Raw genomic sequence first — 12815 nt, forward strand, 5'->3', positions numbered from 1 at the left:
AGTGGCTGAAATCCTGCTGGATACGGCAGGATTTCAGCCCCTCCGGCGTTTGAGGAGCGGGGTCTGGGGCGGAGCCCCAGGACGATGGGGGTCCCCCCGCTCATGGGGGTCCCCCCGCTCGAGCGAAGTCGAGAGTGGGGGAGAAGTCGAGAGTGGGGGAGAAGCCGAGAGTGGGGGAGGGTAGGGGCGGAGGGGGCGAAACCCGCCCGAGCTCAGCCCCCACCACCACGAGTCACCCGAGAAGGCCACCAACCAGCCCCGGCTGCCCGGAGGACCCACTGCCACCGGAGGACCCGCCAGAGGACCCGCCGGAGGACCCGGAGCCACCACTCGACGTGCCGCCACTGGACGTCGGCCCCGCGCTGGTGCTCGGCGCCTGCCCCACCGGCGAGGACCGCTGGGGCGGAGCCTGGCCGCCCCCCTGGGTCTGGCTGGGCCCACTGGTGACGGCGCCGCCCGTCTCGCGCACCGCACCCGGCGTGGTGGCCGCACCCGACGGCGACGAGGAACTGCCCTGCGTGGGCGCCTCGGAGGCCGACGGAGAGGCCTGGTGCTGACGCTTGCCGGGCGTCTCGGGGAGCGGGGAGCCCGGCAGCTCGTTGCGCGGGGCCTCGCCCGGTCCCGGGACGACGACACGGTCGGCGTCGCGGACGGCGCCGCCGAGGAGCGAGCCGACGAGCAGCGTGAGGCCGACGGCGAGGGCCGAGACCAGCCCGCCCCGGCGCAGCACGCGGCGTCGCAGCTCCCAGATCTCGGCGCGCGGCCCGAGCCTGCGCCAGGCCTCGCCCGCGAGGCGTCCGTCCACGGAGTAGACGGGGGCGCCCGCGATGATCAGCGGGGACCAGGCGGCGAGGTAGACGATGTCGGGCGCGTCGTACGCGGGCACCGTCTTCCAGCTGACGGTGACGATGAGCGCGGCCGACAGCGTCGCGCCGACGGCGGCGGCGGCCCGCTGCCACAGGCCGAGCACCGTGAGAACGCCCACGATGACTTGGAGGAAGGCGATGACGAGCCCGGCACCGATGGGGTGCTGGAGCGCGAACTGGCGCAGCGGCTCGGCGACTTCCCAGGGGTGCAGCGTGTTCAGCCACTTCACCATGGAGCCGCGCTTGCCGCCGTCGAAGTACACGGGGTCGCAGAGCTTGCCCATGCCGGCGTAGATGGAGATGAACCCGAGGAAGACGCGCAGCGGGAGCAGCACCACCCCGAGGTTCATGCGGCGGCCGGGGTAGTAGGCGTGCCGGACCGGGTCGGCGCCGTGCCGCCTGGCCCGGGTGTCGCCGTCTTCCTCCGGGTCCTCGTCCTCGAACTCCCCGTCCATGTAGGCCGGTTCGTCGTACGCGCTGCCCACACTGCGCATGCGCGGCAGCATGCGGGGCTCGCCGGATCCGTGGGTGCGCTGGCTGCCCACGAGAGGTGTCTCGGCCGTCTCGACGGTCATGTCGCCGTCGTAGCCGCGGTGTTCGTCGTAGCTGTGGTATTCGTCGATGCTGTGGTGTTCGTCGATGCGCGGGATGACCCGGGTCGCCCCGGCGTCGCCCACCGGGTCGGCGGAGCCGTGGCGCACGCTCGTGCTCCGCACGGCCTGGAGCAGCCGGTGGGCGCCGGTGTCGTCCGGCGCGGACTTCCCGCTCCAGACGACGGGCGCGCGGCGGCGGGCCCCGTCGGCCGCGCCCGCTCTGCCCGCCGTACCGACGGCGGGGATGCGCGCGGTGTCGTCGGCGAAGATCAAGTTCCGTGCGACGCGCAAGGATTGGGGCCGCGACGCGGCGCCTAGCCGGACGCGGAAGCTCGCATGATTGACGATGACCTGCGCCGGATCGCTCGGCACCTTCACCATGCTCAGCGCGGGAGCGTCGTCGAATCCCGACGAGCGGTCCCCCGTGGGTGTGCGGGGTGTTCTGGTGTCCACACTCATCTAACCGAGTGATGTGTGTTTAGGACACTGCTTTGACCGCGCCGATCTGTCCGGACCGCGTCAAGGTCATCCCGAACATCCCGATCGCCCCACGGGGGTGACTACGCGCGCATCTGTTCAGGCGCGTCGCCGCACTGTTCAGGCGCGTCGCCGCACTGTTCAGACGCGTCGCCGCACTGTTCAGACGCGTCGCCGCGCCGCCTCGTACAGCACAACTCCCGCCGCCACACCGGCATTCAGCGACTCGGCGCCACCGGGCATCGGAATGCGCACCCGGAAGTCACAGGTCTCGCCGACGAGCCGCGACAGCCCCTTGCCCTCGCTGCCGACGACGATGACGACGGGACCACCGAGGGCCTCCAGCTCACCGACCTCGACCTCACCGTCCGCGGCGAGACCGACCACCGCGATGCCCGCCTTCTTGTACGCCTCCAGGGCGCGCGTCAGGTTGGTGGCGCGGGCGACGGGCGTACGGGCGGCCGTACCGGCGGACGTCTTCCAGGCGCCGGCGGTCATACCGGCCGCGCGCCGCTCGGGCACGACGACACCGTGACCGCCGAAGGCGGAGACGGACCGGACGACGGCACCGAGGTTCCGCGGGTCCGTCACCCCGTCGAGGGCGACGATCAGCGGGTCCTGGCCCTCGTCGTACGCGGCGGCGACGAGGTCCTCCGGGTGCGCGTACTCGTACGGCGGGACCTGGAGGACGAGACCCTGGTGGTTGAGCCCGTTGGTCATGCGGTCGAGCTCGGGGCGCGGGGCCTCCATCAGGTGGATGCCGCCGCGCTCACCGACGAGCTGGAGCGCCTCGCGCACCCGCTCGTCGTTGTCGATGAACTGCTGCACGTACAGCGTGACCGCCGGTACGCCCTCGCGCAGCGCCTCGACGACGGGGTTGCGCCCGACGACCATCTCGGACGTGCCCTTGCCGCCACGCCCGCGCGGCGCGGGGCGCCGCACGGCCTGCTTCGCCTTGGCGCCGGCGATCCGGTTCTTCTTGTGCCCCTTGCGCATCTCGGCGGGCGGGGTCGGGCCCTTGCCTTCGAGGCCCCGGCGTCGCTGGCCGCCACTGCCGACCTGCGCGCCCTTCTTGCCGGACATGCGGCGGTTGTTAGCGGCCATGACCTACCTGTTCTGTGTGAGGCGTGCTGGTGTGTTGCATGCACGTACGTATATGCAGTGTGCCGCCCGGAGGCCCGGGCGGCACAATCGATCAAGGTCGACGGAGGTCGACTGGGGTCTGCCGGGCGGGCGCTCAGCGCGGGCCGAGCGTCCAGCGCGGTCCCTGCGGCCCGTCCTCGATCACAAGACCCGACTGGTTGAGCTGGTCGCGGATGGCGTCCGCGGTGGCCCAGTCCTTGCGGCTACGCGCCGCCTCACGCTGCTGGAGCACGAGGCGCACGAGGGTGTCGACCACGCCGTGCAGATCCTCGCCCCGGTCTCCCTCGCCGGCCCACTGCGGGTCGAGCGGGTCGAGCCCGAGGACGCCGAGCATGGCCCGGACCTCGGCGAGACGGGCAACAGCGGCTTCCTTGTCGTCGGCGGCGAGGGCGGAGTTCCCCTGTCGCACGGTCGTGTGCACGACGGCGAGCGCCTGCGGCACGCCCAGGTCGTCGTCCATGGCCTCGGCGAAGGCGGGCGGCACCTCGGCGGCGGGCTCGACGGCTCCCCCCGCCTTCTCCATCACCCGCTGCACGAAGCCCTCGATACGCGCGAACGCCGACTCGGCCTCGCGCAGGGCCTCTTCGCTGTACTCGATCATCGAGCGGTAGTGCGGGGTGCCCAGGTAGTAGCGCAGCACGATCGGGCGCCACGTCTTGACCATCTCGCTCACCAGCACCGAGTTGCCCAGGGACTTGGACATCTTCTCGCCGCTCATGGTGACCCAGGCGTTGTGCACCCAGTACTTGGCGAACTCGTCGCCGAAGGCCTTGGCCTGCGCGATCTCGTTCTCGTGGTGCGGGAAGATCAGGTCGAGCCCGCCGCCGTGGATGTCGAACGCGCTGCCCAGGTACTTGTGCGCCATGGCGCTGCACTCCAGGTGCCAGCCGGGACGCCCCCGCCCCCACGGCGTCTCCCACGTGGGCTCACCGGGCTTGGCCGCCTTCCACATGGCGAAGTCGCGCGGGTCCCGCTTGCCGGTCTCGCCGTCGCCGGAGGGCTGGAGCAGGTTGTCCAGCTCCTGGTTGGACAACTGCAGATACCCGTCGTACGACCGCACGTCGAAGTAGACGTTCCCGTCGGCCTCGTACGCGTGTCCGCGCTCGATGAGGCCGCGCATCATCTCGACCATCTCGGTGATGTGACCGGTGGCGCGCGGTTCGTACGTGGGCGGCAGGCAGCCGAGGACGTCGTAGCCGTCGTTGAACGCGCGCTCGTTCTCGTACCCGATCGACCACCAAGGGCGGCCCTGCTCGGCCGACTTGGTGATGATCTTGTCGTCGATGTCCGTGACGTTCCTGATGAACGTCACGTCATAGCCGCGGTACTCGAACCAGCGGCGCATGATGTCGAAGTTGAGGCCCGAGCGGATGTGCCCGATGTGCGGGGCGGCCTGCACCGTGGCGCCACAGAGGTAGATCGAGACACAACCCGGGATGAGCGGGGTGAAGTCACGGATCTGCCGGGCGCTGGTGTCGTACAGGCGAATCGTCACCACTCCAGGGTAGTGGCCCCTGGGTAGTGCCCCGCGACCCTTCCGGCCCAAGGGGCACGTATTCGTGACATACGGGGGCTGCGACTGACTCCGGAGGAGGGCTTTCAGCCCGTCGTGGGGGTCCCCCCGCTCGAGCGAAGCCGAGAGCGGGGGAGTTTGAGGACGAGGCCGTTCAGGGCGATACGGGGGTCTGGTGGCGCAGCCCCCAGGTACGGGAAGGGTAGGTGCGGAGGGGGCGGGAACCCACCCCTCAACCCACCCGCACCACCAACGCCGTAGCCACCGCCATCAGCCCTTCGCCCCGGCCGGGGAACCCGAGCCCGTCAGTCGTGGCGCCGGAAACCGACACCGGCGCCCCCACCGCGTCGGAAAGCAGCTTCTGCGCCTCGTCCCGGCGCTTGCCGATCTTCGGGCGGTCCCCGACGACCTGCACCGCGACGTTACCGATGGCGAACCCGGCGGCGCGCACGATCCGGGCGGCCTCCGTCAACAGCGTGACCCCCGACGCCCCGGACCACTCGGGCCGCCCGGTACCGAAGTGCGCACCGAGATCACCGAGACCGGCGGCGGAGAACAGCGCGTTGCACGCCGCATGCGCGACGACATCCGCGTCGGAGTGCCCGGCGAGCCCGGGCCCCTCGCCCTCCCACTTCAGCCCCGCGCACCACAGCTCACGCCCTTCCTCGAAGGCATGAATGTCGGTACCGATACCGACGAGGGGAAGGACAGGTACCTCAGAAGCCATCGTTCAGCCTCCGCCGCGCGAGAACCGCCTCGGCGAGGACGAGGTCCAAAGGACGGGTCACCTTGAACGCCTCCTCGTGCCCCGGCACCACCACCACCCGCAGCCCGAGCTGCTCGACCATGCTCGCGTCATCGGTCACGTTCTCGGTGACGGTCTCGTGCGCCCGCACCAGAGTCTCCCGGTCGAATCCCTGCGGCGTCTGCACGGCCCGCAGCCGCGCCCGCTCGGGCGTGGCGACGACGGGCTCGGGCGCACCCGGGACGGTCGCCGGCTCGACCTGCTTGACGGTGTCGGCGAGGGGCAGCGCCGGTACGACGGCGGGCGCGCCGTCCCGTACGGCCTCGATGACGGCGTCCACGGTGTCGACGGGCACGAGCGGCCGGGCCGCGTCGTGCACCAGCACGATGTCGATGCCGGGCGGCAAGGCGTCGAGCCCGTACTTCACGGACTCCTGCCGGCTGTCCCCGCCCGGGACGACGAGAAAGTCGGTCCGCTCGGGCAGGGCGTGCGCGTCGAGGAGGGTCTTCACCTCGGCGGCGCCGTCGGGCGGTGCCACGACGACGACCAGCGAGACAGCGCGGGACGCGGCCATCGCACGGACCGCGTGGATGAGCATCGGGGTGCCGTTCAGCGCGCGGAGCGCCTTGGGGGCGCCCGGGCCGAGGCGCACGCCCCGGCCGGCCGCCGGAATCACGGCCGCCGTACGAGCCCCCGAAGGCGAAGGGCGCGAATCGTCAGACATCGGTTCCTGTCAGGTTTGTGTGCTCGGCCCGGATGGGTATGGCCACAGCGTGCCGGGCGCGACGCCTTGACCGGGGACCCTTCCGTGACATCTGGTCGAGCCAGCTGCCCGGGCCCGGCACGCCAAGTATCGGACACTGTGGTGACCGAATGGGGCGCGGGGACAAAGGCGCGAGCGCGAAAGCGGACGAAGACTCGAGCGCGAAGGCACGGGTACGAACATGCCGCAGCGCCCGGCGACAGCAATTGTGTCATCGGGCACCGCGGCATTTCATTGCGCAGCTGTGCGGGCTTGCGTGTTCGCCGGGACGATTTCCGTCTCGGCGACTGCCTGCGTCAGGACGCGAGAACCTCGTCGAGCAGGGCCTCGGCCTTGTCCTCGTTCGTGTTCTCCGCGAGCGCGAGCTCGCTCACCAGGATCTGCCGGGCCTTGGCGAGCATGCGCTTCTCACCGGCGGAGAGTCCGCGCTCGCGCTCACGACGCCACAGGTCACGTACGACTTCCGCGACCTTGATGACATCGCCGGAGGCGAGCTTCTCCAGATTTGCCTTGTAGCGACGCGACCAGTTCGTGGGCTCCTCGGCGTACGGCGCGCGCAGCACCTCGAAGACCCGGTCCAGCCCGTCCTGACCGACCACATCACGCACGCCGACGAACTCCGCATTGTCCGCTGGCACACGTACCGTCAGGTCGCCCTGGGCGACCTTCAGCACCAAGTAGGTCTTGTCCACGCCTTTGATCTGGCGAGTTTCGATAGCCTCGATCAGCGCGGCCCCGTGATGGGGATAGACCACGGTGTCGCCAACCTTGAACGTCATGTGACAGGTACCCCTTCCGTGGCTATCCAGGGTAACACGGAAACGGCAGCTTCTGAATGGCGTTTTCGCAGGTCAGGGCATATCTCGGGGCTTGACAACCGCAACAGGAACGTGCTGCGAGGGGCGAGCGGAAGAGGGTATTCGCAGGTCGGAGCGGCTGTCCAGGGGGAGGGAAACGCACACGTTACACACAACGGAAGCCGCTGACCAGGGTCTGAACGTACCGGTTTGTCCGGCTCCAAGAGTGCGACTTCCACTACTCCGTTCGGTGACCGGAGTCGCGTACGAGACGAATCCGGAATTGATCACGGCCATCACCGATCTACCGAAGATCAATTTTCTGGACCGCCATGCATTCCTTACGGTCCCTTACGACTCCTTACGGGAAAATCCGCAAGCCGATGCCCGGAGTACTTATGTGAATGGCGAACGAGCGAGAGCACAAAGTAGCCCACGCACCGGACGCGAACCAGCGCGACGGACGGGGCGCACAGAGGGCGCAACGTGACCCTTGGAGGCAGGCGGCACGGGACGACAGGCCCCTTGGGGCGGGTCGGGTGCGGCGGCGCGGGAACGGCTCGGTAACCTAAGGCCGCTGACAGACCCTTAGGGCGGCTTTACAACGAGGTCGCCCTGCTTCGCCCACGTTCAAGGAGTTGCCGCAGCCGTGAGCAGCAGCCTTCGACGCGGCTCTCTCGCCGCCGCCGCCATCGCGTTCTCGATCGCCTCGCTCGCCGCGTGCGGCGCCGGCAACAACGCACAGACGCTGGAGGTCAAGCCGGACAACGCGGCGACCACCGTCGGTGACATCAAGATCCAGAACGCCCTCGTCATCACCCAGCCCAACACGACCGCCACAGGCCCGGCGGTGATCTCCGCAACCGTGTTCAACAACGGCACCACCGACCAGACCCTCGACTCGGTCAAGGTCGGCGGCGACGGCGACGCGCAGATCACGCCCGCCAAGGGCACGGGCAAGCTGACCATCCCCGCCGGCGGCTACGTCATCCTCGGCGGCAAGGGCAACGCCTCCGCCGCCCTGACCAACCCCGGTGCGGCCGTCACGGACGGCAACGCCCAGCCGGTCACCTTCACCTTCAGCGACACCGGTGACGTGAAGCTGCGCGCGTTCGTCGTCCCGGCCGAGAGCTACTTCTCCAAGTGGGGCCCGAGCAACATCCCCGCGGCGCCCGGCGCGACGGCCACCGCCTCCGTGTCCGCCTCGGAGTCGTCGAAGTCCTCGTCCTCGCCGTCCGAGTCCGTCTCGGGCTCGCCCGCCGACGCGGCGTCGTCGAGCGCGACGGCCACGGACACGGCCACCGCGACGGCCTCGACGTCGGCCGGCAACTGATCCACCACGTACGAAGGGCGGTACCCCGAGGGGTGCCGCCCTTCGTCGCAGGTGCGCGTTGTCGTAGGTACGAAGCCGGTTTACGGCTCAAACTTGTAGCCGAGGCCGCGCACGGTGACCAGGTACCGGGGCGCGCCCGGGTCCGGCTCGATCTTCGCGCGCAGGCGCTTGACGTGGACGTCGAGGGTCTTGGTGTCGCCCACGTAGTCGGCGCCCCAGACCCGGTCGATGAGCTGCATGCGGGTCAGCACGCGGCCCGCGTTCCTGAGGAGCATCTCCAGCAGATCGAACTCCTTCAGGGGGAGGTCGACCTTGGAGCCGGAGACGGTGACCACGTGGCGGTCGACGTCCATGCGGACGGGCCCGGCCTCGAGGGCGGCCGGGGTGACCTCCTCGGGCTCGCCACGGCGGCGGAGCACGGCGCGGATGCGGGCGACGAGCTCACGCGACGAGAAAGGCTTCGTCACATAGTCGTCGGCTCCTATTTCGAGCCCCACGACCTTGTCGATCTCGCTGTCCTTGGCGGTGACCATGATCACCGGGACGTTGGAGCGGCCGCGCAGCTGACGGCAGACCTCCGTGCCGGGCAGCCCCGGCAGCATCAGGTCGAGGAGGACGAGGTCGGCGCCGTTGCGCTCGAACTCGTCGAGTCCGTCGGGCCCTGTGGTCGCGATGGCGACCTCGAAGCCCTCCTTGCGAAGCATGTACGACAGGGCGTCGGAGAAGGACTCCTCGTCCTCGACGACGAGCACACGGGTCACGGAAGGACCTCCGGGGCAGGAAGCGGTTCGTACGGGGATGTGACGGTGATCGTCCCGTCGGGCTGCTCGGTCTCGTCCTCTTCGTCGAGGCCGGGCATGTGGTGATCGGTGACGCGGTCGCGGGCCGCACCCGCCTCCGGCAGCCGCAGAGTGAAGGTGGAGCCCTGACCCTCGGAGCTCCACACCGTGACCTCCCCGCCGTGCGAGGCGGCCACGTGCTTGACGATCGCGAGCCCCAGCCCCGTACCACCGGTGGCACGGGAACGGGCCGGGTCGACGCGGTAGAAGCGCTCGAAGACGCGCTCCCGGTCCTTCTCCGAGATGCCGATGCCCTGGTCGGTCACGGCGATCTCGATGAGGTCTCCGCCGGGCGCGGTCACCCGGCGCACGGCTATGCCCACGCGGGTGCGCGCGGGCGAGTAGTTGACGGCGTTCTCGACGAGGTTGCCGAGGGCGGCGGCCAGCTGGCCCCTGTTCCCCCAGATGCTCAGGTCGGCGGTGCCGCCCGCCCGTCGCCCGCCACCACCCTGCTCGAGCCCTTCGGGCGCCCTTACATTCGAAGCCATGGTGATCTGCTTGGTGCCGGCCTGGTGGCGACAGCGGTCGATCGCCTCGGCGACGAGTTCGTCGACGCGTACGGGCTCGGCGTCCTCCAGCGGGTCGTCGTTCTGCACCCTCGACAGGTCGATGAGCTCCTGTACGAGGTTGGTGAGCCGGGTGGCCTCTATCTGCATGCGCCCCGCGAAGCGCTCGACGGCCTCGGGGTCGTCGGAGGCGTCCATGACGGCCTCGGAGAGGAGCGAGAGCGCACCCACCGGGGTCTTGAGCTCGTGGCTCACGTTCGCGACGAAGTCGCGCCGTACGGCCTCGATGCGCCGGGCCTCGGTCAGGTCCTCCACGAGGAGAAGCACGAGCCGGGACCCGAGGGGCGCGACGCGCGCGGAGACGGCGAGGGCCTCCCCGCGCCCGGTCCCCCTCCTCGGCAGATCAAGCTCCACCTGGCGTATCTCCCCGTCTCGACGGGTGTCACGCGCCATCTGGAGCATCGGTTCGACGGCCAGCTTGCCGCCGCGCACCAGCCCGAGGGCGTACGCGGCCGAGCTGGCCTTGACCACGGCGTCCGCCTCGTCGAGTACGACAGCCGAGGACCTGAGCACGGACAGCACGGTGTCGACACCCGGCGGAAGCACCGGGTCCGTGTGCAGAGAAGTGCGGGTCGGGCGTTTCTGGTCGCGCTCGCTCCAGCGGAACGCCAGCATGGCGATGACACCGGTAAGTACTCCGGCGATCGCTGCCGCTGCGGCGACCGCCGCGTTCACGTCCATGCATCCAGGTTAGGCATGTCGTCACGGCTGGCCACAGCCATCCGGGTGCGAGCTCGAACACTCGTCGCCCAGAGTTCACCCAGGAGCCAGGGGTGGTTCATTTGAGGTGACGGAAACGGACGCGTACGGGCCGGAACGTGGGAGCGTGGGGTTCACGGGGCCTGTCCGGACGAGGGCCCAGCCCCCGGACCCCCGAAGCTGACGTAAGAGAGGGACAACCAGATGCGGGACGCGTACCACGAGGAACTGGACTCGATCGGCGAGGGCCTGGTCGAGATGGCCCGGCTTGTCGGGTCGGCGATCGGGCGCGCCACGACGGCCATTCTCGACTCCGACCTGAAGCTGGCCGAGAGCGTGATCGCGGCCGACCAGAAGGTCGACGATCTTCAGCACGAGCTGGAGGCCCGGGCGATAGCCCTGCTGGCCCGCCAGCAGCCGGTGGCGACGGACCTGCGCATCGTGGTGACGTCCCTGCGCATGTCCGCGGACCTGGAGCGCTCCGGCGACCTGGCCCAGCACGTCGCCAAGCTGGCCCGGCTGCGCTTCCCCGAGCGCGCGGTCCCGCACGACCTGCACGCCACCGTCCTGGAGATGGGGCAGCTCGCCCAGCGCCTGATGGCCAAGGCGGCCGAGGTCGTCATCACCAAGGACGTCGACCTCGCCCTCCAGCTGGAGCAGGACGACGACGAGATGGACCTCCTGCACCGCACCCTCTTCCAGCACCTGCTGGACGACCGCTGGAAGCACGGCATCGAGACGGCCGTCGACGTGACCCTGCTGGGCCGCTACTACGAGCGTTTCGCCGACCACGCGGTGTCGGTCGCCAAGCGCGTGGTGTTCCTGGTGACGGGCGAGCACGCGGACGAGCTCCAGCAGGACATCCAGCCGGTGACGGGGGTGGAGGGGGCCTGACCCGGGGCCCGCGGAGGGCTCATCGCGCGCTCCAGGGGCGCGTGTGAGCGTCATCGCGCCGTAGTGCGCCGTTGATGCGCCCGCCGTAGTGGGCATCCAATGGGCAACAGGAGCTGTGCGGTGCAGCGTGCCTCGCACATCTCGTGCCTGAAGGAGGGACCCATGGCCGAATCCCCCAGCACGCCCGACCCCACACAGGACCGCGACACCCAACAGCCCGCCGAGATCAAGAGCCTTCCCCTGTTCGGCGCCTGCGGCTGCGGCTCCGGCTGCGGCTGCGGCTGCCAATCGGGCAATCCTTGCCAGTGCGGCTGATTCACTCACGTACGTCCGGAAGGGCCCTGTCACCACGACGGGGCCCTTCTGCCGCGGCCGGCGTTCGCTGTGTGAGGGAGGGCGGATATCTCGTGGCGGAGAGCGCCGGTAGGAGTTGGCGTGCGGCGGTGACCAGCAATGCGGGGGCACGCCTGGGAGCGGAGGCCGCGCATCGCCTGGCGCGAACGGGCCTCTACCGATTCGAGCCCGGGCTGACGGAAGCCGAGTTCGCACGCATCGAGCGCGACTACGGCTTCCGGTTCGCGGACGATCACCGAGTGGCCGGACCCCTGTCACGGTCGTCGAAGACGTGCCCCAGGAGACCGCCGAGATGGCAGTCGCGGCACTCCGTGGTGCAGGGGCGCAGGCAGAGGTGAGACGGCGGCCGGAATCGGCTTGAGCGCAGTCCCCCGCATGCCGGCCGGCAACGGCCCGGACAGCAAAGAGCCCTCTACCCGCGAAAAACTCGCAGGTAGAGGGCTTAATACGTACGGCTTACTTCTTCTTGCCCTGGATCTTGCCGGGGATCTTGGGGACCTGAGTATTCGCTGCTCAGAGCGGTGTTCATGAGCGGCTGAGTCGTCGTCATTGGTCATCGTTGGCCACTGTCGAGCGGCCTCGGACGGCCCAGAGACGGCCCGGACGAACTCGATCTCACGACTGCCCGCCAGAAGCCCGTCACTACTGCCCGGTACTTCTCTACTCTGTGGCCACCACGCGTGGTTGGGGAGCCGCCGCGGATACAGGGGGCAAAGTGCTGATCGTTCTCATTGGGTTGGCTGTGGGTGCCGCATACGTGTGTCACGGAACGCCGCTCTTCGTCCCAGCCGTGATCGTCGCGATCTGCTCCTTCTGGTCGAACGGCGTCATGTCCAACTTCCGTCGCACGCACGAGGTCCCGCGCCTTGCAACGGCAGTGAGTCTGATCTGCTTCGTCCTCACGCTCGTCTTCGGCATCGCGGGCCTGGTCATCAGCTGAGCACGGGACGTCGGCATCGAGGCTCGCACCCTCAGCTTGGGAAGCTTGGGTGATTGAATCTGTCTCTCTGCGTTGACCTGCGGCGGAGCGCGGTCGGCGTCCGTCCGTCTCCCGATGCGTTGTCCGGTGTTCCCCCTGGTTCCCCGCGCGATCTGGCACGGGTCTGGCACGGACGTCTTCGTCCCGAACCAACTCGGAGAGGGCTGGAGCAGGGGTGGCTATGCCGCTGGCCTGCTGCGATTGTTCATCGCCGCCGTGTTTGTCCGGAGCTGTTCGCCTGCATGGTCACGCCG

The 12815-nt window shown here is 69.7% G+C and carries 12 protein-coding genes; 4 read left to right on the forward strand and 8 right to left on the reverse strand.

Translation table 11 applies throughout. From position 1 onward, the window contains the following. Positions 1–232: 232 nt before the first annotated feature. From ACZ4WS_RS46785 to ACZ4WS_RS46810, 6 genes are all read right to left on the reverse strand, one after another. Positions 233–1918, reverse strand: coding sequence for a DoxX family protein (locus ACZ4WS_RS46785; protein WP_467990175.1), 1686 nt, complete (start codon positions 1916–1918; stop codon positions 233–235). Positions 1919–2098: 180 nt separating this feature from the next. After that, complete coding sequence (rlmB, locus tag ACZ4WS_RS46790) at positions 2099–3040, reverse strand: 23S rRNA (guanosine(2251)-2'-O)-methyltransferase RlmB (RefSeq protein ID WP_467990176.1); 942 nt, start codon at positions 3038–3040, stop codon at positions 2099–2101. 133 nt (positions 3041–3173) lie between these two features. Beyond that, positions 3174–4574, reverse strand: coding sequence for a cysteine--tRNA ligase (cysS, locus tag ACZ4WS_RS46795; RefSeq protein WP_467990178.1), 1401 nt, complete (start codon positions 4572–4574; stop codon positions 3174–3176). A gap of 250 nt (positions 4575–4824) precedes the next feature. After that, positions 4825–5319, reverse strand: a complete 495-nt coding sequence (ispF, locus tag ACZ4WS_RS46800) for a 2-C-methyl-D-erythritol 2,4-cyclodiphosphate synthase (protein WP_467990180.1) — start codon at positions 5317–5319, stop codon at positions 4825–4827. Further along, entirely contained in the window at positions 5309–6061 is a 753-nt protein-coding gene (ispD, locus tag ACZ4WS_RS46805) for a 2-C-methyl-D-erythritol 4-phosphate cytidylyltransferase (RefSeq protein WP_467990182.1), read from the reverse strand. Before ispD ends, ispF begins: the two co-directional genes overlap by 11 nt. A gap of 335 nt (positions 6062–6396) precedes the next feature. Beyond that, entirely contained in the window at positions 6397–6879 is a 483-nt protein-coding gene (locus ACZ4WS_RS46810) for a CarD family transcriptional regulator (protein WP_003953493.1), read from the reverse strand. 667 nt (positions 6880–7546) lie between these two features. Between ACZ4WS_RS46810 and ACZ4WS_RS46815 the strand changes: the two genes are divergently transcribed. Then, positions 7547–8230, forward strand: coding sequence for a copper chaperone PCu(A)C domain-containing protein (locus ACZ4WS_RS46815; protein WP_467990184.1), 684 nt, complete (start codon positions 7547–7549; stop codon positions 8228–8230). 80 nt (positions 8231–8310) lie between these two features. Here the strand turns inward: ACZ4WS_RS46815 and phoP are convergent, their stop codons facing one another. Both phoP and phoR read right to left on the reverse strand, forming a co-directional pair. Next, on the reverse strand, positions 8311–8982 hold the full coding sequence (gene phoP, locus ACZ4WS_RS46820; protein WP_010985401.1) for a two-component system response regulator PhoP: 672 nt from the start codon (positions 8980–8982) through the stop codon (positions 8311–8313). 5 nt (positions 8983–8987) lie between these two features. Further along, positions 8988–10316: a two-component system sensor histidine kinase PhoR gene (gene phoR / locus ACZ4WS_RS46825; RefSeq protein ID WP_467990186.1), complete on the reverse strand. Its 1329-nt coding sequence runs from the start codon at positions 10314–10316 to the stop codon at positions 8988–8990. A gap of 222 nt (positions 10317–10538) precedes the next feature. Between phoR and phoU the strand changes: the two genes are divergently transcribed. The 3 genes from phoU (at position 10539) to ACZ4WS_RS46840 (ending at position 12522) form a co-directional block, all read left to right on the forward strand. Then, entirely contained in the window at positions 10539–11228 is a 690-nt protein-coding gene (phoU, locus tag ACZ4WS_RS46830) for a phosphate signaling complex protein PhoU (protein ID WP_467990187.1), read from the forward strand. 162 nt (positions 11229–11390) lie between these two features. Continuing rightward, positions 11391–11543: a hypothetical protein gene (locus ACZ4WS_RS46835; RefSeq protein WP_167455652.1), complete on the forward strand. Its 153-nt coding sequence runs from the start codon at positions 11391–11393 to the stop codon at positions 11541–11543. A gap of 829 nt (positions 11544–12372) precedes the next feature. Then, positions 12373–12522: a hypothetical protein gene (locus tag ACZ4WS_RS46840; protein ID WP_467990188.1), complete on the forward strand. Its 150-nt coding sequence runs from the start codon at positions 12373–12375 to the stop codon at positions 12520–12522. Positions 12523–12815 lie beyond the last annotated feature (293 nt).

This window comes from Streptomyces sp. NPDC029292 (genome assembly GCF_055569295.1).